Origin of the sequence: Dietzia sp. DQ12-76 (assembly GCF_014145045.1) — a bacterium.
Classification (GTDB): Bacteria; Actinomycetota; Actinomycetes; order Mycobacteriales; family Mycobacteriaceae; genus Dietzia.
Window position 1 is genome coordinate 1,395 of record NZ_JAALDV010000539.1, and the last position, 4,143, is coordinate 5,537.

5 protein-coding genes are annotated in these 4,143 nt (G+C 70.6%); all 5 read left to right on the top strand.

The window, feature by feature from the left end:
• The first annotated feature begins 6 nt into the window (after window positions 1–6).
• Window positions 7–264, top strand: coding sequence for an HPr family phosphocarrier protein (locus G6019_RS16310; RefSeq protein WP_107757720.1), 258 nt, complete (start codon window positions 7–9; stop codon window positions 262–264).
• Entirely contained in the window at window positions 261–1,178 is a 918-nt protein-coding gene (locus tag G6019_RS16315; RefSeq protein WP_182613148.1) for an NAD(P)H-binding protein, read from the top strand. Before G6019_RS16310 ends, G6019_RS16315 begins: the two co-directional genes overlap by 4 nt.
• Before the next feature lie 76 nt (window positions 1,179–1,254).
• Window positions 1,255–1,920 (top strand): TetR/AcrR family transcriptional regulator, encoded by a 666-nt coding sequence (locus G6019_RS16320; protein WP_228549438.1) that lies wholly within the window; start codon window positions 1,255–1,257, stop codon window positions 1,918–1,920.
• A gap of 184 nt (window positions 1,921–2,104) precedes the next feature.
• A complete protein-coding gene (locus G6019_RS16325) occupies window positions 2,105–3,139 on the top strand; it encodes an AurF N-oxygenase family protein (protein ID WP_107757723.1) in 1,035 nt (344 codons plus the stop codon).
• Window positions 3,139–4,143: FAD-dependent oxidoreductase (locus tag G6019_RS16330; RefSeq protein WP_182628056.1), on the top strand; the 1,005-nt coding region annotated here is incomplete at its 3' end. The genes G6019_RS16325 and G6019_RS16330, both read left to right, overlap by 1 nt.

Genomic DNA, 4,143 nt, shown 5'->3' on the forward strand with positions numbered 1-4,143 from the left:
GACACCATGCCCACCACCACCGTCATCGTGGGATCCGCCGAGGGGCTGCACGCCCGCCCCGCGGGGATCATCGCCGAGGCCGCCGAGAAGTACGACACGGACATCGAGATCGCGTTCGACGGTGAGGAGGCCGACGCCGCCTCGGCGATGCTCATCATGGCGCTCGGAGCCGAGAAGGGGGCCGAGGTCACGGTGAGCGGGGACGACGCCGCCGCGGTGGCCGAGATCGCCGCCCTCATCGAACAGGATCTCGACGCGGGATGACCGTGCTCGTCGTGGGATCGGGTGGGTACCTGGGATCGCGCCTGGTACCCGAACTGCTGGCCCGGGGGCACCACGTCCGGGCCGGTGTCACCGATCCCCGGCGGGCGGGGCCCCACGAGCGGACGTCCCACGACCGGGGCGGCCGCGAGGAGACGGTCCACTGCGACGTCCTCGACCCGGACTGCCTGCCCGCCGCCCTGGACGGCGTGGACTCGGTCGTCTACCTGGTCCACCGTATGGGGCACGGGCCGGGTTTCCGGTCCGAGGACGCGGCGGGCGCCACCGCGATGCGCGAGTCGATGGCCGCGGCCGGCGTCGGTCGCTGCGTCTACGTCTCCGGGCTCGCACCGTCAGCCGGCCCGGGCGACACGCTGTCCCGGCACATGTCCTCCCGGCTCGAGGTCGAACAGCTGCTCTCGGACGGACCCACGCCGGTGTTCACCCTCCGGGCCGGCATCGTCCTCGGTGCCGGCTCGGTGAGCTTCGAAATGCTGCGCACACTGTGCGATCGGTTGCCGGTCCAACCAGTGCCCCGGTGGATGCGCGGCAGCCGGGTCGAGCCGATCGCCGAGCGCGACGTCCTCGAGGCCCTGTGTCACGCGCTGGAGGGGGTTCCGCGTTCCGGCCACGGGGACCTCGGATGCGGCGAGGTCCTCACCTACCCCGCGCTGCTGCGCAGGTTCTCGCGGGTCGCGGGCCTGCCCACCCTCCGCATCCCGGTGTTCGGGGTGCCATGGGATCTGGTCGCCGCGGGGCTGTCCCCCGTCGTCGACTCGGATCCCGCGACCGTCGGCGCGTTGGTCGAGAGCCTCCGCCACGATATGGTGACCGCCGACCAGACCGCGGATCTGTTTCCCGCCGGGTGGGAGCGGACAGGCATCGACGACGCCATCCGCCGGGCGCTCCGCGACTGACATCACGATCCGGTTCCGACCCCACCGGTCACGCCACACCTCCGCGCGAGCGCCGGGTCTGGGGGACAATCGAGCGATGCCCCCGAATCTCCCGTTCACCGCCGCGACCTTCATCCGCGCAGCTCTGGACCGCCACGGGCCGAGCAGCACGACGGACGACATCGGCGAGAAGCTCCTCGACGCAGCCGTCCGACAGTTCGAGACCTTCGGCGTGACCCGGTCCACGATGGGGGACATCACGCAGCGGTCGGGCCTGTCCCGGATGACCCTCTACCGCCGGTTCGCCAACAAGCAGGAACTGATCAACGCCGTCCTGCTGCGCGAGACCGGCCGCATCCTGGCCGGGCTGAAGCAGGAGATCGACCGCTACGACGACGTGGAGTCCAAGCTGACCGAGGGGTTCCTCTACACGGTCGAGACCCTGCGCGCCCACGGCCTGCTCAACCGACTCCTGGAGAGCGAGCCCGAGGTCGCCGTCCCCTACCTGACGGTGCGGGGCGAGCCCCTGGTCAGTAACAGTGCCGAGTTCCTCGCCTCGGAGATGGCCTCCAGTCTCGACGACTCGCGGTCCCACGAGGAACTCCTGGTGGCGGCCGAGGTGGCCGTCCGACTGGTGATCTCGTTCGTCCTCACCCCGTCCACCACGATCGATCTGGACGACCCCGACGTGGCGCGCGACTTCGCCCGCAGGCACCTGGGCCCGCAACTCCGCGGGCGAAGGGGGCCTACCGACGGGTCCTGAGCGAATCAGGGCGCGAGAGGGCCGGGGAGGGCTCTGAGCAGGACGGTGGCGTGCGGGCGTTGACACGAGGGGCACTGCTGCCTAGCCTCAGTTACAAAGAGACCTCAAATGTCACTCTGTACTTCCTCCTCTGTACGCCGAGGCTCTCTCCGGCCCGAGTGGTCGGAAGACGAAAGGGATCGTCATGCCCGCACCCACCCCCACCCCAGCCCCCTCGATCCGGACGCAGCCGTCGGCCCCGACCCCGACCAGTTCGCGCGAGGAGTACGACGCCACTCTGCTCCGCCTGTCCGAGGCGTCGGTGCGACGCCACTTCGACGCGTTCGTCGACGTCCCCTGGGACCATCCCGACTTCCGGGTGGACCGCTCCGACGAGCGCTGGATCCTCCCCGCGGCGGTCGACCCCCTGGGTGCCCACCCCTGGTACCAGTCCCTACCCGTGGAGACGCGGATCGAGATCGGCATGTGGCGCCAGGCCAACATCATGAAGGTCGGCCTGCAGTTCGAGAACCTCCTGATCCGCGGGATCATGCAGTACATCGCCACCCTTGACAACGGATCGGCAGAGTTCCGGTACCTCACCCACGAGGCGACCGAGGAGTGTCACCACACCCAGATGTTCCAGCAGGGCGTGAACATCATCGGCGCCGACGTCCCCGGCCTTCCCCGCTGGCTGCGCAGGGTCTCGCCGGTCATCCCCTGGTTCGCCTCCCTCACCCCCGTGGGCTTCTTCATCGGCGTCCTCGCCGGCGAGGAGCCCATCGACCACACCCAGAAGCAGATCCTGCGTGGCGCGGACGAACTCCCGCCCGTGCTGAGCCGGATCATGGAGATCCACGTGGCGGAGGAGGCCCGGCACATCTCCTTCGCCCACACCTACGTCGCCCGCTACGCGCCCCGGTTGACGCGCGGCCAGGCCTTCGCGATCTCCCTGGCGTTCCCCGTGATCATGCGGGTGCTGTGCGACGCCATCCTCAAGCCGACCAAGGAGTTCCGCGAGGAGTTCGGCGTCCCCCGCGAGGTCATCGACGAGCTCTACTGGAACAGTCCGAAGTCCCGTGAGTTCCTGTCTGACCTCTTCTCCGACGTCCGCATGCTCGCCGAGCAGTCCGGTCTGATGAACCCCCTCGCGCGGCGGGTCTGGCGGGCCCTGAAGATCGACGGCCGCGCCTCCCGCTACCGCAGCGAACCCCCCGTCACGTACGCCACCCACGCCTGATGCCCCACGTCGTCACCCAGGCCTGCTGCGCCGACGCGTCCTGCGTGCACGCCTGCCCGGTCAACTGCATCCACCCGACTCCGGACGAACCGGACTTCGCCACCGCGGAGATGCTGTACATCGACCCGGACGTCTGCGTGGACTGCGGGGCGTGCGTCGGCGCCTGTCCGGTCGGCGCGATCGTCCCCGACGACCGTCTCACGCCGGCTGAGCAGGTCTTCCTCGACCTCAACGCCGTGTTGAGCACACCCTCACGACCGTATCCGCCGCAGGCACCGGTCCCCCCGATCCGCCGTCTGGAGCGCGACCGGGGACGTGCCGGGCACCCGCTCCGGGTGGCGATCGTCGGAGCCGGACCGGCCGCTCTCTACACCGCGGATGAACTACTCAGGCAATCGGGCGTCGAGGTGACCGTGTTCGACCGCCTGCCGGTGCCCCACGGACTGGCCCGCCACGGCGTGGCCCCCGACCACGCCCGGACCCGGTCGGTCACCGATCTTTTCACCCTCATCGAGAACCAGTCCGGGTTCACCTACCGCCTGGGCGTGGAGATCGGCCGGGACCTCGGCGTCGGCGACCTCGCCGCGCACCACGACGCCGTGGTGTACGCGACCGGGGCCAGTACCGACCGCCCCCTCGACATCCCGGGGACCGGACTCCCCGGGAGCATGTCCGCGACGCAGGTGGTGAGCTGGTACAACGGCCACCCCGACCACGTCGACGCGCGCGTCCCGCTCGACCACGAGCGGGCCGTCATCGTCGGTAACGGCAACGTCGCCCTGGACGTCGCCAGGATCCTCGCCACTCCCGCGGAGGCCCTCGCCGGGAGCGACATCTCCCCCGTGGCCCTGGAGGCACTGCGCAGCAGCCGCGTGCGCGAGATCGTGGTACTGGGCCGGCGCGGGCCCGCGCAGGCCGCGTTCACGCTCCCCGAACTGGTCGGGCTGGCCTCGCGGGACGACATCGACCTCCGCGTGGAGGCCCCGGGCGGGATCGACCCCCGT

Bases quoted from the DNA above. Each gene is read 5' to 3' on its own strand.
- G6019_RS16315 (WP_182613148.1), top strand. From the start codon at position 261: ATGACCGTGCTCGTCGTGGGATCGGGTGGGTACCTGGGATCGCGCCTG.
- G6019_RS16310 (WP_107757720.1), top strand. From the start codon at position 7: ATGCCCACCACCACCGTCATCGTGGGATCCGCCGAGGGGCTGCACGCC.
- G6019_RS16325 (WP_107757723.1), top strand. From the start codon at position 2,105: ATGCCCGCACCCACCCCCACCCCAGCCCCCTCGATCCGGACGCAGCCG.
- G6019_RS16320 (WP_228549438.1), top strand. From the start codon at position 1,255: ATGCCCCCGAATCTCCCGTTCACCGCCGCGACCTTCATCCGCGCAGCT.